The 26,028-nt window shown below is 60.8% G+C and carries 26 protein-coding genes; 12 read left to right on the top strand and 14 right to left on the bottom strand.

The window, feature by feature from the left end; genetic code table 11:
• Positions 1–28: 28 nt before the first annotated feature.
• Genes AC3WOG_RS34160 through AC3WOG_RS34145 form a run of 4 tightly spaced genes read right to left on the bottom strand, consistent with a single transcriptional unit; the run spans position 29 to position 4,714 of the window.
• On the bottom strand, positions 29–2,266 hold the full coding sequence (locus AC3WOG_RS34160; RefSeq protein WP_492582134.1) for a xanthine dehydrogenase family protein molybdopterin-binding subunit: 2,238 nt from the start codon (positions 2,264–2,266) through the stop codon (positions 29–31).
• The gene (locus AC3WOG_RS34155) at positions 2,263–3,258 is read right to left on the bottom strand and encodes an FAD binding domain-containing protein (RefSeq protein ID WP_492582133.1); all 996 of its coding nucleotides are present in this window, start codon (positions 3,256–3,258) and stop codon (positions 2,263–2,265) included. Before AC3WOG_RS34155 ends, AC3WOG_RS34160 begins: the two co-directional genes overlap by 4 nt.
• Positions 3,251–3,934: a (2Fe-2S)-binding protein gene (locus AC3WOG_RS34150; RefSeq protein ID WP_492582132.1), complete on the bottom strand. Its 684-nt coding sequence runs from the start codon at positions 3,932–3,934 to the stop codon at positions 3,251–3,253. The genes AC3WOG_RS34155 and AC3WOG_RS34150 overlap by 8 nt, the downstream gene beginning before the upstream one ends.
• A gap of 33 nt (positions 3,935–3,967) precedes the next feature.
• Positions 3,968–4,714, bottom strand: a complete 747-nt coding sequence (locus AC3WOG_RS34145) for an SDR family oxidoreductase (protein WP_492582131.1) — start codon at positions 4,712–4,714, stop codon at positions 3,968–3,970.
• A gap of 201 nt (positions 4,715–4,915) precedes the next feature.
• Between AC3WOG_RS34145 and AC3WOG_RS34140 the strand changes: the two genes are divergently transcribed.
• The gene (locus AC3WOG_RS34140; protein ID WP_492582130.1) at positions 4,916–5,821 is read left to right on the top strand and encodes a LysR family transcriptional regulator; all 906 of its coding nucleotides are present in this window, start codon (positions 4,916–4,918) and stop codon (positions 5,819–5,821) included.
• Positions 5,822–5,824: 3 nt separating this feature from the next.
• On the opposite strand, the gene AC3WOG_RS34135 is transcribed toward AC3WOG_RS34140, so the two are convergent.
• Positions 5,825–6,745, bottom strand: coding sequence for a LysR family transcriptional regulator (locus AC3WOG_RS34135; protein ID WP_492582129.1), 921 nt, complete (start codon positions 6,743–6,745; stop codon positions 5,825–5,827).
• A 130-nt stretch (positions 6,746–6,875) separates the two neighbouring features.
• On the opposite strand from AC3WOG_RS34135, the gene AC3WOG_RS34130 reads away from it, so the two are divergent.
• The 4 genes from AC3WOG_RS34130 to AC3WOG_RS34115 all read left to right on the top strand — a co-directional run bounded on the left by AC3WOG_RS34130 (position 6,876) and on the right by AC3WOG_RS34115 (position 9,568).
• Positions 6,876–7,625, top strand: a complete 750-nt coding sequence (locus tag AC3WOG_RS34130) for an SDR family NAD(P)-dependent oxidoreductase (protein ID WP_492582128.1) — start codon at positions 6,876–6,878, stop codon at positions 7,623–7,625.
• A 54-nt stretch (positions 7,626–7,679) separates the two neighbouring features.
• On the top strand, positions 7,680–8,219 hold the full coding sequence (locus tag AC3WOG_RS34125; protein WP_492582127.1) for a carboxymuconolactone decarboxylase family protein: 540 nt from the start codon (positions 7,680–7,682) through the stop codon (positions 8,217–8,219).
• 173 nt (positions 8,220–8,392) lie between these two features.
• Positions 8,393–8,929, top strand: a complete 537-nt coding sequence (locus tag AC3WOG_RS34120; protein WP_492582126.1) for a carboxymuconolactone decarboxylase family protein — start codon at positions 8,393–8,395, stop codon at positions 8,927–8,929.
• A 144-nt stretch (positions 8,930–9,073) separates the two neighbouring features.
• Positions 9,074–9,568, top strand: coding sequence for a DUF417 family protein (locus AC3WOG_RS34115; RefSeq protein WP_492582125.1), 495 nt, complete (start codon positions 9,074–9,076; stop codon positions 9,566–9,568).
• Between the two features lie 67 nt (positions 9,569–9,635).
• On the opposite strand, the gene AC3WOG_RS34110 is transcribed toward AC3WOG_RS34115, so the two are convergent.
• Positions 9,636–10,589, bottom strand: coding sequence for an AraC family transcriptional regulator (locus AC3WOG_RS34110; protein ID WP_492582547.1), 954 nt, complete (start codon positions 10,587–10,589; stop codon positions 9,636–9,638).
• A 189-nt stretch (positions 10,590–10,778) separates the two neighbouring features.
• Here AC3WOG_RS34110 and AC3WOG_RS34105 point away from each other — a divergent pair, with 189 nt between their 5' ends.
• On the top strand, positions 10,779–11,678 hold the full coding sequence (locus tag AC3WOG_RS34105) for a LysR family transcriptional regulator (RefSeq protein ID WP_492582124.1): 900 nt from the start codon (positions 10,779–10,781) through the stop codon (positions 11,676–11,678).
• Positions 11,679–11,720: 42 nt separating this feature from the next.
• On the opposite strand, the gene AC3WOG_RS34100 is transcribed toward AC3WOG_RS34105, so the two are convergent.
• The 4 genes from AC3WOG_RS34100 to AC3WOG_RS34085 form a co-directional block, all read right to left on the bottom strand.
• A complete protein-coding gene (locus tag AC3WOG_RS34100) occupies positions 11,721–12,443 on the bottom strand; it encodes an SDR family oxidoreductase (protein WP_492582123.1) in 723 nt (240 codons plus the stop codon).
• 77 nt (positions 12,444–12,520) lie between these two features.
• On the bottom strand, positions 12,521–13,195 hold the full coding sequence (locus tag AC3WOG_RS34095; RefSeq protein ID WP_492582122.1) for a peroxiredoxin-like family protein: 675 nt from the start codon (positions 13,193–13,195) through the stop codon (positions 12,521–12,523).
• 263 nt (positions 13,196–13,458) lie between these two features.
• Positions 13,459–13,707 carry a hypothetical protein gene (locus AC3WOG_RS34090; RefSeq protein WP_492582121.1) on the bottom strand — a complete coding sequence of 83 codons (249 nt, stop codon included), beginning with the start codon at positions 13,705–13,707 and terminating at the stop codon, positions 13,459–13,461.
• A gap of 234 nt (positions 13,708–13,941) precedes the next feature.
• Entirely contained in the window at positions 13,942–14,262 is a 321-nt protein-coding gene (locus tag AC3WOG_RS34085; RefSeq protein WP_492582120.1) for a DUF4148 domain-containing protein, read from the bottom strand.
• Between the two features lie 562 nt (positions 14,263–14,824).
• Between AC3WOG_RS34085 and AC3WOG_RS34080 the strand changes: the two genes are divergently transcribed.
• From AC3WOG_RS34080 to AC3WOG_RS34065, 4 genes are all read left to right on the top strand, one after another.
• The gene (locus AC3WOG_RS34080; protein ID WP_492582119.1) at positions 14,825–16,336 is read left to right on the top strand and encodes a sugar ABC transporter ATP-binding protein; all 1,512 of its coding nucleotides are present in this window, start codon (positions 14,825–14,827) and stop codon (positions 16,334–16,336) included.
• Between the two features lie 24 nt (positions 16,337–16,360).
• On the top strand, positions 16,361–17,386 hold the full coding sequence (locus tag AC3WOG_RS34075; protein ID WP_492582118.1) for an ABC transporter permease: 1,026 nt from the start codon (positions 16,361–16,363) through the stop codon (positions 17,384–17,386).
• 88 nt (positions 17,387–17,474) lie between these two features.
• Entirely contained in the window at positions 17,475–18,416 is a 942-nt protein-coding gene (locus AC3WOG_RS34070) for an ABC transporter substrate-binding protein (RefSeq protein ID WP_492582117.1), read from the top strand.
• A gap of 111 nt (positions 18,417–18,527) precedes the next feature.
• Positions 18,528–19,826: an L-fuconate dehydratase gene (locus AC3WOG_RS34065; protein ID WP_492582116.1), complete on the top strand. Its 1,299-nt coding sequence runs from the start codon at positions 18,528–18,530 to the stop codon at positions 19,824–19,826.
• An 18-nt stretch (positions 19,827–19,844) separates the two neighbouring features.
• On the opposite strand, the gene AC3WOG_RS34060 is transcribed toward AC3WOG_RS34065, so the two are convergent.
• From AC3WOG_RS34060 to AC3WOG_RS34050, 3 genes are all read right to left on the bottom strand, one after another.
• Positions 19,845–20,120 carry a CppA family protein gene (locus tag AC3WOG_RS34060; RefSeq protein WP_492582115.1) on the bottom strand — a complete coding sequence of 92 codons (276 nt, stop codon included), beginning with the start codon at positions 20,118–20,120 and terminating at the stop codon, positions 19,845–19,847.
• Between the two features lie 134 nt (positions 20,121–20,254).
• Positions 20,255–20,656 carry a DUF3597 domain-containing protein gene (locus AC3WOG_RS34055; protein WP_492582114.1) on the bottom strand — a complete coding sequence of 134 codons (402 nt, stop codon included), beginning with the start codon at positions 20,654–20,656 and terminating at the stop codon, positions 20,255–20,257.
• A 134-nt stretch (positions 20,657–20,790) separates the two neighbouring features.
• The gene (locus AC3WOG_RS34050; protein ID WP_492582113.1) at positions 20,791–22,302 is read right to left on the bottom strand and encodes an amidase; all 1,512 of its coding nucleotides are present in this window, start codon (positions 22,300–22,302) and stop codon (positions 20,791–20,793) included.
• A 705-nt stretch (positions 22,303–23,007) separates the two neighbouring features.
• Here AC3WOG_RS34050 and AC3WOG_RS34045 point away from each other — a divergent pair.
• Both AC3WOG_RS34045 and AC3WOG_RS34040 read left to right on the top strand, forming a co-directional pair.
• Entirely contained in the window at positions 23,008–23,982 is a 975-nt protein-coding gene (locus AC3WOG_RS34045; protein WP_492582546.1) for a response regulator, read from the top strand.
• A gap of 86 nt (positions 23,983–24,068) precedes the next feature.
• Positions 24,069–25,499, top strand: a complete 1,431-nt coding sequence (locus AC3WOG_RS34040) for a sensor histidine kinase (RefSeq protein WP_492582112.1) — start codon at positions 24,069–24,071, stop codon at positions 25,497–25,499.
• Positions 25,500–25,521: 22 nt separating this feature from the next.
• Here the strand turns inward: AC3WOG_RS34040 and AC3WOG_RS34035 are convergent, their stop codons facing one another.
• Positions 25,522–26,019, bottom strand: coding sequence for an acyl-CoA thioesterase (locus tag AC3WOG_RS34035; RefSeq protein ID WP_492582111.1), 498 nt, complete (start codon positions 26,017–26,019; stop codon positions 25,522–25,524).
• Positions 26,020–26,028 lie beyond the last annotated feature (9 nt).

The raw sequence follows: 26,028 nt of genomic DNA, 5'->3' as shown, positions 1-26,028 counted from the left end.
GTCAGCTGAGCGGGACGATTCTCGCTGCTCACAATGCCCCGAATGTCGCCGGCACGTCGTCCATCAGCTTGTCCAGCGTGACTGGAAGATTTCGTATCCGTTTGCCGGTTGCATGATAAACAGCGTTCGCAACCGCAGCCGCCAGGCCGGTCACACCGATCTCGCCGATACCGCGTGCACCGAATTCGCTCAGGTGGTAGTCGGGATAGTCGAGCAGGATCACATCGATCTCCGGCTGGTCCGCGTGCACCGGCACGATGTACTCCGCGTAGTTGTTGTTCACAGGCAGGCCGTTGCGCGAATCGTATTCGGCCGCCTCGAACAGCGCCATCCCGATGCCCATCACAATGCCGCCTTCCACCTGATTGCGGGCCGCCAACGGATTGACCACCTTGCCGACGTCGATTGCGCTGACCACCCGTGCCACGCGCAACCGGGAAATGCCAGGATCCCAGCGAGCTTCGACAAAGTGCACGCCGAACGATCTGAACGAATAGCGGGACATGTCGGCCGCCTCGCTGTGATACCAGCCTTCCGCGCGGGCGAGACGCTGGCTCGCCAGGATGCCGGCGAATGAAACCTGCTTGTTACCGTCCGAGAGCGCGCCGTGCCCCACGACAAGCGAGTCCGGTTTGACGCCCGAAAACGGGCCTGACTCTGCAACGGCGTATTGCTTCAAGTGCTTGAGCGCTTCACGCGTCGCCCCGGCGATCGCCGACATCGCGCTGGCCGTCGCCCACGATCCGCCCGACACTGGTCCGGCCGGAAACGACGAACTGCCCAGTTCGACCTCGACTTTTTCCAGCGGCAGGCCGGTCAGCTCGCTAACGGTCTGCGCGACGATCGTATACGTCCCCGTCCCGATGTCCTGCAAACCGCACTGCGCGAGCGCCGTGCCGTCGGCACGCAACGTCACACGCGCCTCTGTCGGCACGCGGTAGGCTTCCCAATTGCACGCAGCCATCCCGTAGCCGATGATCTCGTCGCCCTCGCGCATCGAACCGACAGCCGGATTGCGTCGATGCCAGCCGAAGCGCTCGGCCGCGCGCGTCATCGCCTCCGGCAGATGATTACTCGACCACGGCAGCCCGCTGCTTTCATCGAGCGTGGACAGATTGAGCTGACGGAAGGCCAGCGGGTCCATGCCGATGGCGAGCGCCATTTCATCGATGGCCGATTCCAGCGCAAACAGACCAGGCGCCGCGCCGGGCGCACGCATCGACGTAGGCGTGCCGCGGTTGACGGCGCTGCGGTTATGCGTGACCAGCACGTTTGGACACGAGTACAGGCTCCTGGTCATGCCGCCACATGCCTCGGTGTAGTCGTCGACGGTCGAGGTGCTGTTGTACGACTCGTGGCTGATCGCGACCAGTCTGCCGGCGGTGTCGGTCGCGAGCTTCACGTGCTGGATCGTTTCGGGCCGGTGGCCGACCGTCGTAAACATCTGCGCGCGCGGCACGACGAGTTGCACTGGCCGGCCGGTCATCCGGGCCGCCGCACAGGCCGCGATTGAGTGCGGCCACGGCCAGAGCTTGCTGCCGAAACCGGAGCCGATAAACGGTGCGCGCACCTCCACCTGATCCGCGGTCAAGTCGAACACATTGGCAAGCACATTGCGATGATTGAGCACGCCCTGACTCGATTCGTAGACGATCAGCCGTCCCGCTTGCCAGTAAGCGGTCGTCGCGTGCATCTCCATCGGATTGTGCGTTTCGACGGGCGTCGTATAGGTCTGCTCCAGACGATGCGCGCCCGCCTGGAATCCAGCCTCCGAATTGCCGCGAGAATGCCCGCGCGGACCGCTACGCGAGCCGTGCGCATCGAGCGCCTGCGCAAGACTCTTCACCGCGTCGGCCACAACGTAGTCCACCTTCACGCGATACGCCGCCGCGCGCGCATGCTCGAACGTATCCGCCACGACGAGTGCCACGAACTGACCCGGATAGTAGACCTGGTCGTCCTCGAAAGGCAGCCGGTGTTCGTCCACTTTCCCGGACGAAAGGATTTCGGCGAAATTCAGCGGCGCGTCGGGCGTCCGATGCAGCTTCAGGATGTTGCCGTGATGCAGGACGTTCACGACGCCGGGCATGCGCCGGGCCTCGTCGTCGTGGATCGCCTGGATTTTACCGCTGGCGATCGTGCTGTAGACGCCATACGCGCACAGCATGCCGCCGACCGGATGATCCGCAGCGTAAAGCGCTTTGCCGCTCACCTTGAGGCGGCCGTCGATACGTTTGTGCGGGGTGCCGATGATCGGGGCGCTCATGAGATATCCTGGGCAGTGAGGTCGCGCAGATTGCGAACGATGGCCTGCTGGCCGAGCGGCACCTTGTACGCGTTGTGCGCGTACGGACGAGCATCCCGGAACGCGATGCTCGCTGCACGTGCGTAAGCATCCATCGATGCAACCTGTCCCGCGAGCGACGCCTCGGCCTCGTGGGCGCGCCACGGCTTGGTACCGACACCGCCCATCGCGATACGCGCCTCGCGGATACGCCGTCCCTCCAGTACGACGATAACCGCGCTCGATGCCAGCGCGAACTGGTACGACGCGCGATCGCGCAGCTTGAGATAACCGGACTTGCTGCCGGCAAGCGGCGCATCCAGCGTGACGTGGGTGATCAACTCGTGCGGTTGCAGCGCGTGTTCCTTCCAGGGCGTATCGCCCGGCAGCAGATGAAAGCCGGCGATGTCGATCTCGCGCGATCCCTGCGGTCCTTGCACGGCGATCCGGGCGCCGATCGCCGTCATCGCCACGCACATGTCCGATGGATGCGTCGCGATGCAGTGATCGCTCGTGCCGAGCACCGCATGTACGCTGCGGTTGTGTCCGTCGATCGCCGCGCACCCCGAGCCTGGCTCGCGCTTGTTGCATGGCGAGAGGCCGTCACGGAAGTAGTTGCAGCGTACGCGTTGCATGACGTTGCCGGCCGTCGTGGCCTTATTGCGCAACTGGGTCGACGCGCCGGCCAGGATCGCCTGCGACAGCACCGGATAGCGCTCGCGCACCAGCGGATGCCGCGCGAGGTCCGTGTTCGTCACCAGCGCGCCGATCCGCAAACGGCCATCGGGCAGGGGTTCGATCTGCTTGAGCGGCAGTCGATTGATATCGACCAGGTGGTCCGGACGCATGACGTCCAGCTTGACCAGATCCAGTAGCGTCGTGCCGCCGGCCAGATAGGAGGTCTGACCGCCGTGGGCATGCCGGCTGACGGCCTGCGCGGCGGAGTCTGCACGTGCATAGTCGAAGTTACGCATCAGGCAACGCCTTCATCCTGGCGCGGGCGGACTGGATCGCTGCCAGAATGTTCCTGTAGGCCGCACAGCGGCAGATGTTGCCGCTCATCGCTTCGCGAACGCTGGCATCGTCGGCGGGAATGTTCGGATCGCGAAGTATCGCCACTGCGCTCATCATCTGACCGGACGTGCAATAACCGCACTGATACGCGTCGTGCTCCCAGAACGCCTGCTGGACCGGGTGCAGTTCGCCGCTGCGCTCGAGGCCCTCGATCGTCGTGACGCGGTCGCCCTCGTGCTGGATCGCCACCGACAGGCACGCATTGACCGCGCGGCCGTTGACGTGCACCGTGCAGGCGCCGCATTGGCCATGATCGCATCCCTTTTTGGTGCCCGTCAGGTGCAGGCGGTCGCGCACCACATCCAGAAGGATCGCATTGGCCGGCACATTTAGCGTATGCGTCTGACCGTTCACGTTGAGCTGGATGCGGTGCTCGCCTGCGGAGGGATTCCCGGCATCGTCAATGGGCTTGGACGGCTCATCGCGCGTGGCGCCTCCGGCAGGAGGCAGCCATGACGTCGCCGTCGCACTGACGACGCCGATCTTCAGGAAGTTGCGCCGCGACGGCCGGTGTGCCGTCTCGTTCGCTCGCTCGGGCAGGGGGGCTTTGTCTGTATCCGGAAAACTCTCTGGCATGCTCGACTCCTTGCTTTCACACCTTCAAAGTACTTACCCTTCCTGGCGCGTAGGCCGGAACAGGATTTCGTTCACGTCGACTTCCGGCGGTTGACTGATCGCGAAGGCGACTGCGCGCGCGAACGATTCGGCGGGGATCGCGTACTGCTCATAGAACTTGTTGATGAAGCCGGCAACATCGGGCTCGGTGATACTGTTCGGGAGTTCCGTTGCCACCGCGCCAGGCGAGATCACCGTCGTGCGAATGTCGTAGGGTTTTACTTCCTGTCGCAGCCCTTCGGACAACATCAGGACGGCGCTCTTGGTAGCCGCATAGACGGCGCTGCCGGGCCGGACTGTACGGCCGGCGACGGACGAGACATTAATGATCTGGCCGCTCTTCTGCTGCTTCATGTACGGCAAAGCAGCAGCGATGCCGTACAGCACGCCCTTGATATTCACGTCGATCGTCTGGTTCCAGTCGTCGATTTTCAGACGCTCAAGCGGAGAGTGCGGCATGAGTCCGGCATTGTTGATCATGACGTCTATGCGTCCGAAGGTCTGCACCGCTGCGTCGACGAGTGCTTTAACGTCTTCGTGGCGGGTGACGTCGGTTGCGACGGCGATTGCCTTGCCGCCATTGCGGACGATATCTTCGGCGAGCGACTGAATGCGCTCGGCGCGCCGTGCGCCTAGCACGACCTTTGCGCCCTGTGCGCTCAGATGCCGGGCGGTCGCCTCGCCCAGCCCGCTGCTCGCGCCCGTAATCACGATGACTTTGCCTTCAATATTCGATCCCATACACCTTCTCCGCTTTGAACCTGCAGGCACCAATCGGCCGTCGAGCGGAAGGCCCGTCGGCTAACGCAATTCATACATGCCGAAGACACCGACAGCGCCCGCGGAATGCCGGTCGGCGTGGAATATCTTCGATCTTAGTTTGTTGCGCCATGCATTAACAATGCAGGTAAAATTTCACGGGGTATTAAGGAAAATTCATCTATGCTGCGCGCCGGGCTTTCGGAACTGACTGCATTCATCACTATTGCCGAGCACCGAAGCTTCCGCGCGGCCGCGCGAGAGCTTGGCGTTTCGCCGCCGGCGCTGAGCCACGCGATACGAAATCTCGAAGAAAGTCTCAATGTGCGGCTGTTTAACCGAACGACCCGGTCGGTGGCGCTGACCGAGGCGGGCGAGCACCTTCTGCGGCGCGTAGGTCCCGCTCTCGCGGATCTGGAGGACGGAATCAACGAGGTGGCGTCGGCAGGCAACCGTCCGTCCGGGTCGATACGGATCAGCGCGGCCGAGGCTGGGGCCAGACCGCTGGTCCTTCATGTTCTCCCAGACTTTTTGGCCACTTATCCCGACATTCACGTTGAAATTGTCGTGGATACCCGGCTCGTGGATATCGTGGCGGATGGTTTCGACGCCGGCATACGTCTCCTTGAAGACGTGCCGCGCGACATGATCGCTGTCAGGTTCGGACCCGAGCTAAGGTTTGCCGCAGTGGCATCGCCAGCGTATCTCTCTCGCCACGAGCCGCCAAAAACGCCTCAGGATCTTGCGCAGCACCGATGCATCCGCTTCCGGTTCGTCAGTGGCGCCCTCTACCGCTGGGAGCTTGAATATCGCGGCAGCAGCGCCAGCATCGATGTCGCCGGGCCGATGACGCTTGGAAACACGAACCTGATGGTCGATGCGGCACTGGCCGGCATCGGCATTGCGTGGGTCCCGGATTACCACGTTACAGAACATCTGGCATCGGGCAGGCTGATCCACCTGCTTCCTGACTGGAGCCCTTCCTTATCGGGCCTGTGCCTTTACTATCCTGCTAACCGGCACCCGCCGGCAGCGCTCAGATTGTTTTCGCAGGCTGTGCGTGAATGGGCGAGTGCCGAATTGCGCTAGATTTCAGCTACGGGCCATCTCCTCGCCGACGTGTTCGAAGAAGGCTTTGACCTTGGCCGAATGCCGACGCTCACGAGGGCTCACCACCTGGATGGGGATGGCGGGCGGCGCCCAATCCGGCAAGAGCTGCTGCACCTCGCCGCTCGCGAGTTCCTGATCGAAAAGCCACATCGGTGAATAGCCGATGCCCATTCCAGCGAGGACCGACGCCCTCATCACCTCGCTGCTGTTGGTTTGCAGGTTACCTTCGACGCGCACGACGCGCGTCGTTCCCGCGGGTTCAGACGCTCCCGACCCGGCCGTAAAACGCCAGTCATTGCGCATGGGCAGCTCTGTGTAGACGATGCAGTTGTGCTGCAACAGGTCTTCAGGATTGGCGGGCGCTTTTGTTCCTTTCGGCAGTGAACGCAGGTAACTGCGATGGGCCACGAGCATCCGGTAGGTCGTCCCCACGCGTCTCGCGATCAGGCTGCTATCCGGCAGGTCGCCAATCCGCACGGCCACGTCGATTCCCTGTTCCACCAGGTCGATGAAGCCGTCATGAAGACGCAGGTCGATCTTCACGCCGCGATGCGCGGCCAGAAACGACTGAATCATCGGCATGAGCTTGAGGCGCCCGAAGCCCACCGACGCCGCGATCCGCAGCCGCCCTGTCAATTGCTGCTCGCCACGTTGCAAGGCGCCCTCGGCCTCCGCGATCTCCGCAACCAGGCGCCGTACCTGGTCGAAATAGCGCTCACCTTCTTCCGTCAGCGCGAGCGACCGCGTGGTGCGTGTCAATAACTTCGCGCCAAGCTCGCGCTCCAGCGCCGCAACCTGTTTGCTCACCGCGCTCTGTGTCGTGTCGGACTCGTGGGCCACCGCCGAAAAGCTTCCCGCCTCGACGACGCGCACGAAAGTCTTCATGGCCTGCAGCTTGTCCATTGGCGCTCCATATATGCCTGATGGGAATGAGTCATATGAGCATACACCGTCTATATCAGCCGTTTGGAATCAGTCAAAGTTCAGCCATCGCAAACGCGATTCAACACAACCCCACCCAAGGAGCACTGACATGAACCAGCCCGTCGTCCTCATTACAGGTGCATTGACCGGAATCGGCCGTGCCACCGCTATCGCTTTCGCCCGCGAAGGAAACCGTGTGGTCGTCAGCGGCCGCCGCGAAGAGGCAGGCCAGACACTCGCCGCTGAACTGCGCGCCCTCGGTGCCGAAGCTGAATTCCTGCGCGCCGACGTGCGTTTTGAAGCCGAAGTCCGCAACGTCGTCGAGCAGACCGTCGAGCGTTTTGGCCGCATCGATGTGGCGGTCAACAATGCCGGTACCGAAGGCCAACTGGCGCCCATCGTCGAGCAGTCGGCGGCCAACTACGAAGACACGTTCGCGGTCAACGTGCTGGGCACGCTGCTGTCCGTCAAGCACGAGATGCGCGCGATGCTGGCCCAGGGCTCGGGCTCGATCATCAACCTCTCGTCGATCGCGGGCCAGGTCGGTATTGCGGGCGCTTCGGTTTATGCGGCCAGCAAGCACGCGGTCGAAGGCATCACGAAGAGTGCGGCTCTCGAAGGCGCCACCGCTGGCGTGCGCGTCAACGCCGTGGCTCCCGGCCCGGTGGCTACCGAGATGCTCGACCGCTTCGCCGGCGGCAGCGAAGAGGGCAAGGCGAGCTTCCTTGCGACGATACCGGCGCGACGCGCCGCCACCCCGGACGAGATCGCGCAAACCGTCGTGTTCCTCGCCAGCGACAAGGCGCGCTACCTCACCGGGCAGAGCATCGCGGTCGACGGCGGCTACACGGCGCAATGACGCGCCGGCTAACCCGCTTTATCACACGATTTTTTTCAACCCAGGAGAACCAGCATGACCACCATCAACGTCCCGACTCGCGACGAAGTGTCCCCGGCCAACCAGGCCATTTTCGACAAGCTCAAGAGCAGCCTTGGCAGCGTGCCCAATCTGTACGCCACGCTCGCTTACTCTGAAAACGCGCTCGGCAACTACCTCGCCTTCCAGAACGCGAAGAGCAGCATCACCGGCAAGGCCCGCGAAGTCGTCAACCTCGTCGTGAGCCAGGTGAACGGCTGCGAATATTGCCTCGCTGCACATACTGTCATCGGCAAGATGAGCGGTTTCACCGACGAGCAGATTCTCGAGATCCGTAGTGGCAAGGCGAGCTTCGATACGAAGCTCGACGCACTGGCGCGGCTCGTGAAAAACATCGCGATCAACCGCGGACACGCCGATCAGACGCTGGTCGAGGCGTTCTTCGCCGCGGGCTGGACCAAGGCCAATCTGGTCGACGCGATCGTCGTCATCGGCGACAAGACGGTGACCAACTATCTGCACGGAACGACACGCGTGCCGGTCGACTTCCCGGCCGCTCCGCAGCTTTCAGCCTGATCGTTGCCATCGGATGAGCCTCGGACGTCACGCGATACGCGCGATGTCCGCCTCGCCCGGTCAATTGAAAGAAGTGATACGAATGAGCATTTTATCGAGTATTTAAGGCCTTATAAGGATCATCCCTTCGTCTTAAAGTGAAGACTCCTACCCCCTGATGAAGGAGTAACACCATGAGTCGTATCACCGTACCCGCAGTTGAGTCCGCCACTGGCGCGACTGCCGAAGTCTATGCCCAGGTCAAGAAGGCCGCAGGCAGCATCCCGAACCTGTTCGTTGCGCTAGGCGCGCTGTCGCCCGAAGTGCTCAAGGCGGTGCTGAATGCCGAAGGTGTTCTGGCTTCCGGCACGCTCAGCAAGCAGGAAGTGGAAACGATCAAAGTGCTGGTCAGTGAGCTCACCGGATGCGACTACTGCGTGGCTGCACACACGATGCTGGGCAAGATGACGGGCCTATCACCAGAGACGCTCAGGCTGATCCGCGCGGGCCAGCCTACCGGGGACGCGAAGCGCGACGCGTTGGTGCGCTTTGTGCGGAACCTGCAGCAAACCAGCGGCACGATCCGCGCAGACGAGTTCGCGGCGATCAAGGCGGCCGGCTTCACCGACGTGCAGATTGCGGAGATCTCATTGGGCATCGCACTGATAGTGTTCACGAACACCTTCAACCGCATTAACGACACCGACCTGGACTTCCCGCCGGTCAAGTAGTGCGCAACGGGGCAGGCGTTCTTTTGTGGCGCCTGTTCCTTTCGCTGCAGGTATTCGGCAAGCGTGACGAACCGACGAGCGGGATGTGGGGCGAGCCGCGTGGACGAATACATCGCAATTTATACGGACATAGTGTGAAAGATCATGAACATTCATTTCCGAGTGGCAGAAAGGAGCAGCGGGTCTTATCTGCATCTGGCATTTTTGAGGTGGTCGATGGTGGCCATCTTCATCTGGTTCGGGATACAGAAATTCACGCCCTATGCGGCCGACGCCATCGCGCCGTTGATCTCACACAGTCCGTTTATGAGTTGGTTGGGCGTGTTCGGCGTGAGAGGCGAAGCCCGGGTTGTGGGGACAATCGAACTGACGACAGCGGCAGCCCTAATCGTCGGATCGGTGATTCCGGCGGTGTCCGCTTTAGGAGCGGCGATGGCGAGCGCCACTTTCCTTCTGACGACGTCCTTTGTTCTCAGCACGCCGGGTATCACGCAAATTAGCCCGACCGGTTTCCCGATCATCTCGACGTTGCTGGAGCAGTTTCTGTTGAAGGACATCGCCCTGTTGGCCGCATGCGTAACGCTGCTTCTCGCCTCGTTGTCACTGCGTGCCGAGGCTCCGGGAGGGGCTCGCAATTAGCAACCTCGGTGCGCGGGACCGGCCTGGTCCCGCGCACCGGACAATGCCGAAGGTTCTTCGGCCCTTCTCATTCCGGGACACGCGCCGAACGGCGCCAATCCCCCGGTGTGATGCCCATGCGCTGCGTGAAGGCACGTCTGAAGGCCGCGAGGGATTGATAGCCCACGACTTCGGCCACGGTTTCGGTGGAAGTCGACGGCTTCTTCAATTCGTTGGCCGCCAGGGTCATCCGGATATCGGTCAGCAAATCACTCGCAGAACGCCCCACCTTGTCCTGAAACTGACGAACCAGTGTTGCACGCGACATATTGCAAAGCTGCGCCAATTCAGGGAGGGTCCACGGATGCGCAGGCTCATTGAACATGGCCGTCAGCGCGGGCGCAAGGCGTGGATTCGCGGCGAGGGCCAACAGGCCGAAAGGCACTGCATTCGACTCGCTGGCCGTGCGCAATGTCAGCGCGAAAAGCGCTGCCGACAGGGCGTTGAGCATCGCATGGCCGCCCAGGTTAAATGTGGTCGATTCTGCGCGAATCAAACCGACCAAGGTTGCCAACTGGAGCGCAGTCGCATTCTGCTTTGCTGCATCGTCTTGCGCAGATGTCCGCACCACGAGCGTGGCGGGGAAATAGTCGCGCATCAAGCGATCGTGCGGGGGCGTGAGGACGAAGCGGCCGCAGAGCATATCGAGGCGTTCGCCGGTTCCACCGTTTTCACTGACTTCCACGTTCAAGCTTTCGCGCGTGCTGGCCGGCAAGGGCGCTGTGCCGCTACCGTCGTGAAGGACGTGCTCCGAGCCGTGAGACAACAGCAAGATATCACCCGCCACCAGGCGTTGTGGCGCACTGCCGCCCGGGGTCTCCAGTATCGCTGACCCGCCGAGCACGACGTGATAGGGCATCTCGCCGGCATTGGCGCGATCGTAAGCAATACGCCACGGCGCGCCATACAAGCAGCGGATTTCAAGCTGACCTCTGACGGGCATCATGACAAGCAGGCGGCTAAGCCAATCCAGACGAAGCATGGTGGTCCTTGTGGTGATACGAATGAGCATTTTAGTGACCCGCAAAAGACTGATCAAGCTCACTCGAGCGGCTTAAAATGGATAAGATTCTGAGGATGGCAGAAGTGGTGTACGCGGACTCCGATCCGGATCAGACGAAGAGCAGGGGCGAAGCGCGACGCCCAAACATCCGTTCGAGGAGGGACGACTGTGGACCGACTGACAGCGATGGAAACCTTTGTATGCGTGGTGGAGTCCGGTTCCTTTTCGGCTGCGGCGCGGCTGCTGAGCGTGGGGCAGCCAGCCGTTTCCAAGTCTATCGCCCAACTCGAAGAACGGCTCGGCGTTCGACTGCTGCTCCGCTCTACGCGGGGGTTGACGCCGACTGAGGCGGGGAACGCGTTTTACGAACGCGCGAAGCGCGCGATCGAAGAGGCCGACGAAGCGGAGTTTGCGGCAAGGGGATCGGCTGGCGCCCTCTCGGGTCGTCTCAGGATTTCAGCGGCAGTGACCTTTGCGCGGCTTCATATCGTCCCGCGACTCCCAACATTTCTCGATCGACATCCCGAACTGAACATCGACATCGTGCTCGACGATGAGAATATTGATCTGCTGGAAGGCGGTATCGACGTAGCGTTACGGATGGGGGTGCTCGGCGACTCGAACATGACGGCGCGCAAGGTCGGTCACAACCGGCGTTGCGTCGTCGGCACGCCAGCCTGGTTCGCGAAAGCCGGCGAACCACGGGTACCCGCCGATCTGCTATCGCATCACGCGATTGTGTATGAGCAAGGCGGCGGCGGAAACGTGTGGTCGTTCAGGCGGGGCAATACGGAGACGTCGATTGTCGTCGCCGGGCGCGTCCGCGTGAACGCGGCGGAAGGCGTGCGCGCAGCAGTGCTCGCCGACATGGGCGTCGCAATCGCGTCCGAATGGATGTTCGCGCCGGAAATTGCGAATGGCGCGGTAAAACAGGTGCTCGCTGACTGGGAATTGCCAGGCATCGACCTGTGGGCAGTTTTTCCGAGCGGACGCATGGTCGGTGCAAAAGCACGTGCTTTCGTCACGTGGGTCGAGGAGGTGTTCCGCGCGTTCGATACAGCGGCTTGACTCGATGAGCGTGCCCGCTGACCTCTCCCAGGTAGCGGGTCTTCAAATTGAAGCCTTACCGATCGAGGCGCCGCCATCGACCAACAGCGTTTGACCTGTAATGAAAGCAGCATCTTCGGACAGCAGGAAAATAATGGCTGCAGCGATTTCAGCCGGCCTGCCGAAGCGTTTCATTGGGACAGCAGCGAGGTAGCGCTGCTCGCCTTCGCTTCCCGGTGCGTTGTTGGCTCTAAAGAGTTCGGTTTCCGTGGGTCCGGGCGCCACGGAATTGACCGTGATGCCGGCGGTCGCCAGCTCAAGTGCCCAGGAACGTGAAAAGCTCACCAGGGCGGACTTGGCGGCAGCATAAGCGGTACGTTCCACGATGCCAAGGACAGTGAGGCTCGATATGTTGACGATTCGCCCCCAGCCCTGGGCGCTCATATTGGGCAGGAGCGCTTGCGCCGCCTGTATAGCCGGATGCAGATTGAGCGACATGACGGAGTCGAGTGTGTCCAGGTCGATGGCGCCCAGCCGCTGCGGTTTCACCAGCCCAACGTTATTGACCAGACCATCGAAGTGATATTCCGATGCAAGTTTGTCGAGCGTGGCCTGCGTTTTCACGCGGTCGGACAGGTCGACGGACACGAGCGTTCCTGGGAAATCAGGGTCGTCGCCATGACGTGCCAGTCCCACAACCCGGTGCCCGTCTGCGTTCAGCCGCTGTGCGACGGCCCGGCCGATGCCTTTGCTGGCACCCGTTACTAGAAAAGTGCGTGATTTCATGTTGTCTCGATGTTTAGACGCCCGTCGCCCGTTTGCTCTCGCCGACCTTGAAGCGTCGGGAGCGAAGCAGATCCGGCTTACGAAGCCGAGGCGACCTTGCGGCGGAGAACGGGCAACATGTCTTGCGGCTCAGGGCGGTGCGTGTAGTCCGGGTTCACTTCGGAGTACAGGATCGTTCCATCTTGCCCGACCACGTAGCGCGCCGGCATCGGCAGAGTCCAGCTATCGTCGCCGTTGAACGCCGGCAGGTCGTTCTTGAGGTTTTTGTACAGATCAACCAGATAGTCCGGCAGAGCAAAGCGGATGCCGAACGCGGCTGCGACGTCATTGTGCGTGTCGCTCAGGATCGGGAAGCCTAGCTTGTTAGTGCGGACCGACTTGCGGCTATTCACGGCATTCTGCGGTGAGATTGCGACCAGATTGGCACCTTCGGCTTTGAACGACGGCAGCGCTTCCTCAAGCGCCATCAGTTCAAGGTTGCAATACGGGCACCACACGCCACGATAGAAGCTGATGACGAGCGGCCCGCGTTTCAGCAGTTCGACAGACGACACAGGTTTGCCATCCGGGTCGTTGAGGGTAAATTCCGGCGCTACGTCGCCCGCTTTGAGAGCACGTTCAGCCTGACCAGACGCCACCAGTTCGGCCGTAGCGCGTTCCATGACCGGATGGATTTCCGGCGGAGCAAAGTATGGAGCCTTTCCGCCTTTGAAATCCGCTTTGAATGCGTCGAGTTTCGCTTGAAGTGACATGACAATCTCCTTCTTCAGACGGGGATGTGTTGAAGTTGTATTGCATTGCGTTGGACGGATAGTCCACCAATGCAAACGAGTGGAGAAGGCACGCCGGCCGAATAACAGTCATTCCGGCAAGGCATAAAGGTTTGTGGTACCCGGACAAGTGGGTCGCGGTGTGCCAGGCATGGGCGATCTGGATCGGCTTTAGTATTTATATTCGGACTACAAAAGATGCAATCTGTTTGCCCTTTACCGCTTGTTCGAGCTTGTGATACAGATCAAGCGGCCCACCGATCACTGGTCATTGAGGGGCGTGCGATCCGGGGCGGAAATACGCACCAGCAGCCGTCGTCGTGCCGAAAGAAAAAGATTGCACGGGAGCCGCTCGGAGTTGATGCTTCGACGTGCACGTAGCGTCTCCTATATTCGCGTAGACGCCCAAACTGGACTACGCGAATTTGAGTGTGCGGGGCAGGCGCAAGCCACTTTTCCACCAGGTAATGCAGGGACTTCTCGGCGGTGTTCATGGTCCTCTCCTTCGATCGCCCATCCCTCGCCGGCCGGAGACTTAAGTGCTGAGACCTGAGCCCATTGCGACGGGGATGACTACAGCCTAGGCCCTGCCGTCAATTAACGATAATTAATGTTTTTAACGATAACAATAAATCATTATTTATATATCGTTCTTCTTTGGCGAACGCGACTGCTCACTTGATACGCCGACACGAGCAGCCGGCGCTGGCTTGCGAGACATGAGGTCATCAGTGACCGAAGTAGATTGTGTGACTACCTTCGTTTGCCCGCGGCGCACCCGCCTGCGTGGAGCCATCCGACACACCGCCTACACCCGAGGAGGTTCCTGGCGCCGTGACATCCTGCGCTTGAAGACGCGCCTCGGCCGCCTGAATATCTGCTGGGTAGTACAGATCGTTGGCGGCCGGCCGGTATCCGGCCTGCTCGACTCGAACCAGATCCGCGCGGACTTCGGCGCGCGTCAACGGAGCAGTAGCGTCCTGTGCGAAAGAAGCAATCGGAGTGGCAAGTGCGCCGGCAATCAGCGCTGCATAGATAAGGGCTTTCATAGTGAATTACCTCCTGAACTTAGGTTTGGTCGGCATCGCGCCGCCATGGATGAAGCCTGCAATCTCACGACCTCGTGGAAACGGGAGTGCGTAACCCTTATTCTGCACAGCGAAGATTGATGCACACTGACGCTCACATTACATTGACGTTATGTTCGATCCGCCTTCAGGAATGACGGATCTGGCCGGGAAGAAGACCGCACCGGTGACAGTTAATCGACCCACGTCGCTGCCTTGCGCTCCGCAGCGCACGGAATGATCGGCAGCACCAGCCTGTTTCATTGCCTCACACACAAAACGGAACGGGTGGGACGGCAAATAGTGGGAAACACGCGTGAGATACATTTGCTCAGACACTAGGGAATGCCTACGCTTGAGCCGCTGCCGTCCAGCGTCGTAAAATCGTGGCACATCGGTTTGGGGCCCCAGCAATGTGTCTGGCTTCTCGTTGCGATTTCAGCCGCGGTTTCAGCCGCGATACCCGGCAATGCCCGGCGTTTTTTCGACCCGCTTCTCGCGATGAGACCAGCGGCGGTCGCGGAATTGTTGTTAAATCCGCGCCATGAGCCCGCTCATTTCCGTCAAAAGGCTCAGCAAGAGCTTTCCCGGCGTGAGGGCGCTTCACGAAGTCCAGTTCGAGCTCATGGCGGGTGAAGTCCATACGCTGGTGGGCGAGAATGGCGCCGGCAAGTCGACGCTGATGAAAATCCTCGCCGGCGTGTACACCCGGGATTCCGGCGAGATCCTCCTTGACGGCGAGCCGGTCGAGTTCTTAAGCCCGCGCGAGGCGCAGGCCATGGGCGTCTGCATTATTCATCAGGAACTCCAGTTGATGAATCATCTGACGGTCGCCCAGAATATGTTCATCGGCCGCGAGCCGCGCGGACGCTTCGGCCTGTTCCTCGACGAAGACAAGCTCAACGCGCAAGCGCGCGACATCCTTGCCCGCATGCATGTGACTCTCGACCCGCGTGCGGTTGTCAGCACCCTCACGGTCGCCAGGCAGCAGATGGTCGAGATCGCCAAGGCTTTGTCCTTCGATTCGCGCGTCCTGATCATGGACGAGCCCACCTCGGCGCTCAACGACGCCGAGATCGCCGAGCTCTTCCGCATCATCCGCGAACTGAAGAGCCGGGGCGTGGGAATCATCTATATCTCACACAAGATGGACGAGCTGAAACAGATTTCCGACCGCGTCACTGTGTTGCGTGACGGGGAATACGTGGCCACCGTCGCCGCCGGGGACACCAGCGTCGACGCGATCATCGGCATGATGGTCGGGCGAACTTTGATCGACGTCGCGCCTTCTAACAGCGCCGCGGACAAAGGCGAGGTCGCACTCGAAGTAAAAAATCTGAACGCCGGCCCGCTGGTCAGAGACGTGAGCTTCACGCTGCATAAAGGCGAGATACTGGGTTTTGCCGGCTTGATGGGCGCTGGTCGTACCGAGGTCGCGCGGGCGGTGTTCGGCGCCGACCCGATCGAATCCGGCGAACTTGTCGTGAGAGGCGTGAAGGCGACGATCAGGACGCCGAGCGACGCGGTGGCGCGCGGTATCGGCTATCTCTCGGAAGACCGCAAGCGCTTCGGCCTTGCGACCAAAATGGACGTCGAATCGAATATCGTGATGTCCAACTTGCCCAAATTCCTGTCGCTCAACTTTTTCTTGCGCCGCGCTCAGATACGCCGGACGGCCTCCCATTTCATCAATCTGCTTGCCATTCGTACGCCCTCCGCGGCGCAGGAGGTGCGGCTACTCTCCGGCGGCAATCAGCAGAAAATTGTCATTGCGAAATGGCTCGAGCGCGACTGCGACGTGCTCTTCTTCGACGAGCCGACGCGCGGCATCGACGTCGGCGCCAAGAGCGAAATCTACAAGCTCCTGCGCTCGCTCGCCGGGCAAGGCAAGGCGATCGTGATGATTTCGTCGGAACTGCCGGAAATCTTGCGTATGAGCGACCGCATCGTCGTGATGTGCGAGGGCCGCATCACCGGCGAACTCTCGGCCACGGAGGCGACGCAAGAGCGCATCATGCAATTGGCGACGCAGCGCGAAACCTTAAAAGCGGCGTGAGCCTCGAGAGGAGAGGTCCATTTTATGACACTGCGATCGGATACTTCGGCGCTGGCTAACGAGGGGCGGCCGTCCGGCCTCAGAGCCCGCATCTTCGCGCCGGCCGCTCTGCAAAAGCTGCTCGCCTTCGCGAGCCTGATCCTGCTGCTGTTTTTTTTCAGCTTCGCCTCGCCCGCCTTCATGCAGACGGACAATATGCTCGGGATTCTGCAGGCGACGGCGGTCAACGGCGTTCTGGCGATCGCGTGCACGTTCGTCATCATCACCGGAGGCATCGATTTGTCGGTCGGCACGTTGATGACCTTCACGGCGGTCATTTGCGGCGTGTTTCTGACCTTTTGGCATTTGCCGATGTGGATCGGCGTCGTTGCTGCGATTGGGACCGGCGCGATCTGCGGAACCATTTCGGGAACCCTCACGGCGAAAATGAAAATACCGCCGTTCATTGCCACCTTAGGCATGATGCTGCTGCTGAAAGGGCTTTCGCTCGTCGTCTCGGCCGACAAGCCGATCTATTTCACCGACACCGAAAACTTCTACATGATCTCTCAGGATTCGCTGATCGGTTATGTACTGCCGAGCCTGCCCATTCCAAACGCGGTCCTGATTCTGTTTTTCCTTGCGGTCGCGAGTTCGATCACGCTGAATCGCACGGCGCTCGGCCGCTACACATTTGCGCTCGGCAGCAACGAGGAAGCCGTACGCCTTTCCGGTGTGAATGTCGATCGATGGAAGATCGCCATTTACGGCCTGGCCGGGGCAATTTGCGGCGTCGCCGGGCTGCTCATCGCCTCGCGCCTGAATTCGGCCCAGCCGGCGCTGGGGCAAGGCTATGAACTCGAAGCGATCGCCGCCGTGGTGATCGGCGGGACCTCGCTTAGCGGCGGTGCGGGCACGATTCTGGGCACCATCATCGGCGCGTTCATCATGAGCGTGCTGACCAACGGCCTGCGCATCATGTCCGTCGCTCAGGAATGGCAGATCGTGGTGACCGGTCTCATCATCATTCTCGCGGTTTATGCCGATATTTTGCGGCGCAAGAAAAGCTGAAGTTGCACAGGACAAGATCAAGAAAGGGAGCGCCAAAGGCTCCCCCAACGGCTGAAGGTTAATGGCCCACCTTAGGAGGAGAAACACCATGTTGAAAAGAAGATTAATCGGTGTCGTGGTCGGCGTTGGCGCGCTCATTGGCGGGACGAGCCTTGCGCGCGCCGACGAAGCCTACATTCCGCTGATCTCGAAAGGCTTCCAGCACCAGTTCTGGCAGGCCGTCAAAGCCGGCGCGGAACAGTCGGCGAAGGAGCATAAGGTCAGGATCACCTTCGAGGGTCCGGAAACCGAAGCCATGGTCGATAAGCAGATCGACATGCTCTCGGCCGCGCTCGCCAAGAAGCCCCAGGCGCTCGGCATCGCCGCGCTCGACAGCAAAGCCGCCATTCCGCTGTTGAAGCGGGCGCAGGCCGCCAAAATGCCGGTCATCGCCTTCGACTCTGGCGTCGACAGCGACATTCCACTGACGACGTGTGCGACGGACAACCTTGCCGCGGCCGCCCTCGCCGCTGACAAGATGGCCGAGGCGATCGGCAATGCCGGTGAGGTCGGCGTGATCGTGCACGACCAGACCAGCCGCACCGGCATCGATCGCCGCGACGGCTTCCTCAATGAAATGAAGACGAAGCACCCGAACGTCAAGATCGTCTCCGTCCAATATGGCGGCGGCGACCATCTGAAGTCGGCGGAAATCGCCAAGGCGATGATCCAGGCCAACCCCAATCTCAAGGGCATTTTCGGCGCCAATGAAGGTTCGGCGGAGGGTGCCGCGATCGGCGTCAAGGAATCGGGCAAGAAGCTCGTGCTGATTGGCTACGACTCCGGCAAGGAGCAGAAGGAGGACATCAATTCGGGGCTGATGGCCGGCGCCATCACGCAGAACCCGGTCGGCATCGGCAAATGCGTCGTCGACTCCGCGGTGAAGGCGCTGAAGGGCGAGAAGCTGCCCAGGAAAGTCGACACGGGCTTCTATTGGTACGACAAGAGCAATATGAGCGATCCCAAGATCGCCGCTGTGCTCTACGACTGACCGTCGCTGTCAGGGCGCGGCGAGAGAGGGAGGGTCGCGGCGCCGTTCGGCGCCACGGCCCTCTTTGCTCATCGGCGCGAATCGAAAGCTGTCGACCAGGGGAGTGTGCAGATGCCCACGATCACCAGGCTGTCCGTGCGGGACATTCGGTTTCCGACCTCGCGTTCACTCGACGGCTCCGATGCGATGAACGCCGCGCCGGATTACTCCGCCGCCTACGTGACGCTCGAAACCGATTCGCCGCGGACGCTCACAGGCCATGGCCTCACCTTCACCATCGGGCGCGGCAACGAGATCTGCGTGAGTGCGGTACAGGCGCTTGCCCCGCTGATCGTCGGCAAAACGCTGGAGGATATCGCGGCGAACATGGGCGCTTTCTGGCGCGCGCTGACCTCGGACAGCCAGCTGCGCTGGATCGGCCCGGACAAGGGCGCCATTCATCTGGCGACGGCGGCTGTCGTGAATGCGGTCTGGGACTTGTGGGCAAAAGCGCAAGGCAAGCCGGTGTGGAAGCTGCTCGTCGACATGAGCCCCGAAGAACTCGTGCGTTGTCTCGACTTCCGCTATGTGACCGACGCGATTACGCCGCATGAAGCCATCGCCATGCTGCACCGCCATGCAAAAACCAGGGGTGAGCGCGAAAAGGACATGCTGGCGCGTGGCTATCCGGCCTACACGACTTCGGCAGGCTGGCTCGGCTACGACGACGACAAGATCCGCCGGCTCGCGCGTGAAGGCGTCGCGCAGGGCTGGACGCACTTCAAACAGAAGGTGGGCGGCAATCTCGAAGAAGATATGCGCCGAGCCCGCATTCTGCGTGAAGAAATCGGCGAAAACCGCAAGCTGATGATGGATGCGAACCAGGTGTGGGATGTCGATGAAGCGGTTGTCAACATGCGGCGCCTGGCGCAATTCGATCCGTGGTGGATCGAGGAACCCACGAGTCCCGACGACATTCTCGGCCACGCGGCCATCCGCCAGCGGATTCGGCCAATCGGCGTGGCGACGGGCGAGCACTGCCATAACCGTGTGATGTTCAAGCAGTTGCTGCAGGCGCACGCAATCGACTTCTGTCAGGTAGACAGCTGCCGCCTGGGCGGTCTGAACGAGGTGATCGTCGTCCTGCTGATGGCGGCGAAATTTGGCGTGCCCGTATGTCCGCACGCGGGCGGTGTCGGCTTGTGCGAGTACGTTCAGCACATTTCGCTTTTCGACTATATCTGCGTGTCGGCGTCGCTAGAAAACCGGGTACTCGAGTACGTGGATCATCTGCACGAGCATTTCGTCGATCCTGTCGTGATCCGCAAAGGCCGTTATATGCCGCCGCAACGTCCCGGCTACAGTATCGAGATGCATGCGGCATCGCTCGATCAGTATGACTTTCCTGAGGGCCCGGTCTGGCGGCCCTAAGACACGCGGCGGAGGTTTTCACCAGCGATGCGCCCGTTCACGCGCCGGCGTGTTCCGGGAAGTCAGTATCTGCCGGATCGTCGCCAGCGACTGCTCGGCGGCCGCGCTTGGACGCAGCGAACTGAATCGCGGCGCAGTCACACCGAGCGTTCGGCAGACCGCCGACAGGTATGGCTTCGCCGCTCCGCCGCATTGCTGCGCCGCTTGCGCGATTGCCGCGTCGCCGACCTGCGCCCGCAGCCACGCGAGCGTGCGGCGGTCCCGTTCATTCTGCACGCGCACCAGATGCTCCATGACGACCTCCGGAACTGTATATGCAAACATACTGTACATATATACAGGTTCCGCGGGTTTTTCAAGGTCCAGTCCGTTCAATTAACGAGGCGAACGGTGAAAGACCCTCGGTCAGGTGGGCGTCAGAAGCGAATTCAGGCCGCGAGGTCGGGCGGCAACTTCCCGCCGTTCGCCGCCAGCGCCGCCATCACCTGCTTGTGCAGCCAGATGTTCATGCTCGCCGAGTCGTTCATGTCGCCGCCGTACTTGAGTTCCTGGGCGAGCTGTTTGCGATGCTCGAGGCTGCTGTCGACGCCGAGCGCCTTCATTGTGTCGACGATTGACGTGCGCCAGTTCAGCGTTTGCCCGCTTTCACTGACAAACTGATCCATCACGGCTTCGACGTCGACGTCGGTCAACGGCGCGGGGGCTGGCGCGGCATCCGGGGCGGCAGCCTGTGCTGCCGCGGGATCCGGTGTCGGTTCCGCCGCGGGCGGCTGTTGATCCGGCTTTGCCTTTCCAAACAGCTTGTTCACAATATCGCCAAAGATGCTCATTCTGGATGCTCCCAACAGGTTGGTCATTCACGGAAACACCGTACCGTTTCCGGAACGTGTGCTTTCAATATGCTATCCGAGGTTTGCGTCTAAGCCGTGGCAAATTGTTTAGCAATGTTCAGTTCCCGGGCACGTCACGATTCGGCAAAGGCCGGCGGCTGCACGAATCCGCCAAATTCGCGCTCGGCTAGTTCAGCAAAGGCGATGGGCGTCCGGTCCTCGAGGTAGGGACCTATCGCCTGGAGCCCGATGGGCAAGCCGCTTTCCCCCAAGCCGATTGGAAATGCGGTCGCGGGCAATCCAGTCAAGGTTGCGAGACTCTGCCATAGGGCCTGTTGAGTGTAGGCAATCTGCCTGCCGTCGATTTCCAGACGGCGGGAGCGGATGTCAGAGTGGTCATGCGTGAAGGCCGTTGTCGGCAGTACGGGGCAAAGTACGAGATCCCATTCCCGAAAGAGCTGGCGCCACCGATGCATCAGGGCAACCCGGGTGCGGTCGGCAGCAATCCAGTCGCGATGGCTGAGCACAAGACCGCGTGACTCCATCGCAGCGTCACTGGTGTCGCTCGCGGGTAAACGGGCCGCTTGCTCCTGAAGCGCGCGATATTCCTCAAGTGGCATGTCTGCGCCCATGAATGACAAAAATAGCTGGCCTAAGGTGCGCATCACGAGCCCCAGGTCGGGCAGCAAGGCACTCCCAGTCGCCACTGTGCAGCTGGCTCCCTCAAGCCGCTGACGAAAACGCCGCATGGCCGCGCGTACCTCGTCGGAGATCGGTACCACCGGATGGTCTTCAAGCATGAGCGCCCTGAAGTCGGCAAGCCGGGTACGGCGAGGGGGCGGAAGCTCGAGGCGGTAGGCCGCCGCCTGCGCGTCGTCGGGGCCGGCCAGCACATCGAGAGCCAGCGCGAGATCGCCGGCGCTGCGCGACATGGGTCCCGCCACGACGAGGTCGGGATCGACGCTCACCGATAACATCGGGCTGCCTGGCGGGCCTGCGCCGCGCATAGGCACAAGGCCGTGACTGGGCTTATGCGCATAGATGCCGCAGCAATGCGCCGGAACCCGCAGGGAGCCGTAAAAGTCGCTGCCGAGTTCGAGCGGAACGAACCCAGCGGCCAACGCAGCCGCCGAACCACCGGACGAGCCGCCGGGCGTGCGTGTGAGATCCCAGGGGTTGTTGGTGACGCCGTACACGGGATTGCAGGTCTGCCAGTCGCCCAGCATCGTGGCGACGTTGGTCTTCCCCAGAATGACGGCCCCCGCATGCTTAAGACGTTGCACAGCGACCGCGTCCTCGGCAATCGCGATTTTCTCGGTGCCGGGCATCCCCCAGGTCTTCGGCAACCCCGCCATGCCGAAGGACTCCTTCACGGTCATCGGCACGCCGAGCAGCGGACGACGTTCGCCTCGCCTGAGGGCGGCATCTGCCTCTGCCGCGGCCAGACGCGCACGCTCGAAGTCTCGCACCACGACGGCATTCGTCAGGCCGTCGTAACGTTCGATGCGAACCACGGCTTCGTCAAACAGTTCGACGGCTGAGATCTCGCGGGACTGCAACGCGTGTATCATTTCACGGGCTGTCCTGAATATCATATCGTTCTCCTTATCACTGATCGACATCAATGAAACAACGTGCTTGTGCATAGGGATTCATCGTTTTCATGACAGTGGTCAGGGAGCACTATATGCCAATGACGCGAGGGCTATTTGATTGTTCTTGCGCAATTTCCATTGATCGTCTCGGCGCTTGATGCCGGTCGCGCAACTTCAATAAGTTCGCAGACACGAAATAATTTCGTGAAGGGCCGAGAATGATGAGAAGCGCGCACCCGCCTCGCCAATGAGAAAAGTTTCTCAAACCTTGGATGCTTGCGCGTTTGCTAGCTCGGCGGTGCTTGAAATAGTTGACTATCGCACCCCAAGGCTGGCAAGCGCGTAAGCAAGTGTGTCGAGATCTATGGCAGCCGGAGTGTTTTGCAGATCGATCGGGGCGACCCATCCTTCCCGATGTATTCAATCCGCATATACCGGGGGAAAGGCAACGCAAGTTTGTACTGTTAATGCAAAGACCCCGGTACTATACGGTTCAGCGGGAATCGGCCCGACAGCCAGCATTAGAAAAACCGGCGTGTAAGCAGGCGCGAGGCGCACCGCATAGTCCACTGAGAGTACGTGGTGACCGAAAGCGGCAAAACAAGGCGGTGGAGACGCGGCTGACGGTCTGGGTATCGGCCGCTTTTCATGCTCGGGGGCCGTCGCGCCGCGACATGTCGCATGGATAGGCCTTTTCGTATGGTTGCTGTTCTGCCGCCGTTGCCCCCGCGGCGCCGTGATGAACCACGTGAAAATATGAAAAACTTTATTCGACCACCTGTTTTTTATCCGGCATCTGTTGTTTTCGTGGACGACAACGACAGCTACCTTGATGCACTGCGCCGATTTTTCCCGGACATTTCCACCAATCTGTTTTTCACGCGACCTCAGACCGCGCTCGCTTTCATCCGTCAACATGCTCGCGAGATTTCGCTAGAGTTTGCGCCGGCGAATGCCTGTCTGAGCGAGACCGGTTTTGAGCGGTTTGTCGAAAGCTCGGCAGAGCGGGACATCTTGACCCAAGGTGCCCGATTTGCGGAGGTGGCTGCGGTTGTCGTCGATTACGACATGCCTGGACTGAGTGGCGTCGAATTCCTTTCGTCCATATCCAATTTGCGTTGCGCAAAGGTGCTCCTGACAGGCGTCGCGGACGAGACAGTCGCGGTAAAGGCCTTCAATGCCGGAATCGTCGATCTATATCTGAGAAAAACTGACGCAGAGTCAGCAAACAGATTGGTACATTTTCTGAAGGACGCCAGAAACAGGCATTGCTCAGAAGGAGGCTGGCTTGGATTAGGCGAGAACGGCATGACCTATTGTGATCCGAGAACGAGGAGGGTCATCGACGATGTGGTTGCCGCAGAAGGTATCGTCGAGTACTACTGGCGTCCGGAGCAGAATGCCATCTTGATGTTCGACCGCGCTGGAAACCCGAGCGTTTTCCTTGCCTGGGCTGAGAACGATTGGATATCCCAAGGCGAGATTGTGGCGGATGAGGGCGGGCCGACGAAATTGTTGAGGCAGATGTCGGTGCGAGAGGCGATGCCGCTATTCTGGCCGCACCTGGCTTTCCGTCCCGATGCGGACTTCAGGACGCTAACACCCCATAAAATTCCCGGCTGGGATGACGCTTTCTATTGCTGGACCAGAATAGACGCGACCGACGTGGGTTTGGACCTTCTGACGTTTTCGCAATGGCGGAATGATCGGAATCGGCGAACGCCCGGATGACCGGGATAAAGCATCGGTCTGCGTTCTCGCGGGCTCTCCTGTAAAAATGCCGGAATAGACCAACGTTTCGAGACACATCGAGCCTCATGTACGCCATTCCGACTGCTTTCGTGTCTGCGCTGTTTGTGGTGTTCGGCCTTTACGTACTCATCACCCAAGGTGTCACGCGTCTATCCGCGCCATTCCTTTTGATGTGCGCGACGACATTTGCATGGCAAGGCACATGGACATTGCTGTTCCAGACGGAGAATGCCCAGATCGCAGGCGTGCTGGTCAGGGTAGGCTACCTCTTCATTCTTTTTCTGCCCACCACGTTTTACCACTTCGTCACGGAGGTGGCGGCGAGGCGCCGTGAGCAGCCCTTATTGCTCGCGTCCTACGGTGTGTGTCTCGTCCTCGCCGTGCTGCTTCCCGGTGACGAAGTCGTCGCCGGCTACCGAAGGTTCTTCTTTGGCTACTATCCGATCGCCGGACCTCTGCATCCTTTGCACGTAGTGCAGACCGTGTTACTTGCCGCACGCAGCGGACAGCTTCTTCTTGCTGCCCGCGAGAAGGCAGGTGGTGAAGCGCGCAGGCGCGTCAATCTCTGCTTTGCCAGCCTTTGCCTGTACTCGTTCGCAGCAGTCGATTACGCGGTTAACTACGGCTACGCGTTCTATCCTCCGGGTGTGCTGTTCATCGCCCTTAGCTTGGGGCTTCTCGCGATCACGATCGTCCGCTATCACCTGATCCATCCGTATGCACTCGCGGCAACCATCGCGCACGAGATCGCGACTCCGCTGGCGACGATTGCCATGCACGCGGACGAAATCTCGAGCGTATGGACTCACGTGTTCAAAGGCTACCGGCTGGCCGTCACGCACGGGCTCTATGACGATCACGTGCATTCCGGACAGTCCGAGCGCATAAGTCAACTCGCAACGGCGATCAGACGGGAGGTATCGGGTACCAGCGCGATGGTCGAAATGGCACTCGCGTCTTTTACCCTTGAGCGTCTGGATCGTAGCCGCTTCAGCCCTCATTCCATACAGCAATGCGTGGCGTCTGCGCTGGAGCGTTATCCGTTCCGGGGCGACGAACGTGCATGCGTAACACTGGTGCCCATCGACGGGGCCACGTGCTTTTCAGGTTCGGACACGCTGGTGGTTTTTGTCCTGTTCAACCTGCTGAAAAACGCGTTGCACGCTATTCGCGTGGGCGGCGACGGCCACATCACAATCAGTGCCGTTCAGGAGCAGGATTTCTGCGTACTGCGATTCCGCGACACGGGGCCGGGCATCGCGCCCGACGTGTTGCCACATATCTTCGACGCCTTCTTCTCGACCAAGCTGCACGGAAGCGGCGCGGGAATGGGGCTCGCGTTCTGCCGCCGCGCTGCTGAGCTTCTGGGCGGCAGTATCGAATGCAGTTCGATGCGCGGCGCGCACACCACCTTCACCGTGCGGTTGCCGGTACCGGGCACGCCGGCGGACCGCGCACTGCGCGAACCGCCGGCGCGTTCCCGGCGCCGGCGTTAAGGGCGAAAGTTAAGCGTTGTTATCAGTCCGTCAGCGCCGAAAACGGCAGTTCATACTCCTTCACCCGCTCGATGATTCCGTCTGGGAACCGCCTGATCTTCCGGTCCCGTCCGGCGTACAGGATTTGCTGGTAGCCCTGCGAAACCTGGCGTCCGTCCACGCAGAAGCGAAAGAGCAGGTACGCCGAGCAGTGCCTGACCTGCACGGTGTTCAGATAGCAATCCACCTGCTGGAAAGGGAAAGTTTCATGTACGTATTCCTGGTGTGCGCGTTTGGTCACAAACATGCCGTCCGATCCCAGCAAGTCGTTGTGGACGCACTCGTGAAACCACCGCTCGCGGCAAACACCCTGCCACTCGAAGTATCGCGAGAAATACGTGTTCATGAACGCATTCGAGTCCTTTAGATAAATGTCGAACGCATAATGGAAGGTCTTTGGTGAAACCAGAGTCGTCGGGTTCTCTGAAAGAAGGGCGGATCCTCGGTTCAGAGCGTTAGGGATTACGTCACGCATCAACATACGATTTTC

This window comes from Paraburkholderia sp. FW306-02-B (genome assembly GCF_058782725.1).
Note: the sequence above shows the minus strand (reverse complement) of the source record. Positions and strands in the feature narration are given on the sequence as shown.